Origin of the sequence: Halomonas sp. AOP7-B1-5, from assembly GCF_052353045.1 — a bacterium.
Classification (GTDB): domain Bacteria; phylum Pseudomonadota; class Gammaproteobacteria; order Pseudomonadales; family Halomonadaceae; genus Vreelandella; species Vreelandella colorata.
Genome location: NZ_JBQTDC010000121.1, coordinates 1 through 857, shown reverse-complemented (window position 1 = coordinate 857; position 857 = coordinate 1). Strand labels below are relative to the sequence as shown.

1 protein-coding gene is annotated in these 857 nt (G+C 32.1%); it reads left to right on the top strand.

The features are described from left to right. Positions 1 to 30: 30 nt before the first annotated feature. Positions 31 to 857: hypothetical protein (locus tag ACT3XD_RS19665; RefSeq protein ID WP_444280705.1), on the top strand; the 827-nt coding region annotated here is incomplete at its 3' end.

Genomic DNA, 857 nt, shown 5'->3' with positions numbered 1-857 from the left:
CTATGTGAATAAAATAATCAAAGGAATACTATGAAAGTACAAAAATTTTTTACACGGTGGTTTTTTATATCAATATTGCTAATTGTTTCTTCTATAACTCTTGTTTCACTTTCAAAGAATCACAGCAATCATTTTTTTGTAATCGAATTAATTGCTAATGTTATGTCAAGTGTTGGAATAGCTATTCTTGTGGCGAATATATTTTCATTTACTATAGGGACAGAAGAGTTTTTGAAGTTTATAAGAGAACGGTTAATTAAAATAGTGATTTCAAAAGATTTTGTTACTAGGCTTAGTAGTGAGGAACAAAAGAGCTTGCTTGGAATGGTTTTAAAGCCATCACGAGAACTTGCAGAAATTTACTCTGGAATTAACGATTATTTTGATCAATATGTTGAAGATTCAATGTCTCTTTTCGATAATTGTTATAGAGGTCATATGCGTATAGAGGGCGTTGCTTATTTTGATGAAAAGAAAAACCGGGTACAAATTGATTATGATTATGACTATGTCATGTATAAGACAGCTAATGAATTTGATGAGCTTCCAGTATGGTTTGAAGATGAACGTCATGAGCATATCCGAACCATTGTTGCTGCGAAAGCAGGAGATTGGGAAGAGATACCTGCTGAGCTAATTAAAGAACTTGATAATATAGAAGACCCTACGATGGTAAAAGGCTATTCTATGTCAGTACCTGATAAATTTAATAAGTTAGACCACGTCAATATTTCTCGTAAAATTTGTGAAGCCGGCAATGATCATTGGCAGATTTTTTCATTTAAAACTATAAAGCCTTGTGATCAGCTTACCGTTTCTCTCAGGTGTGAAAATGGATTAATAATAAAAGATTCTAA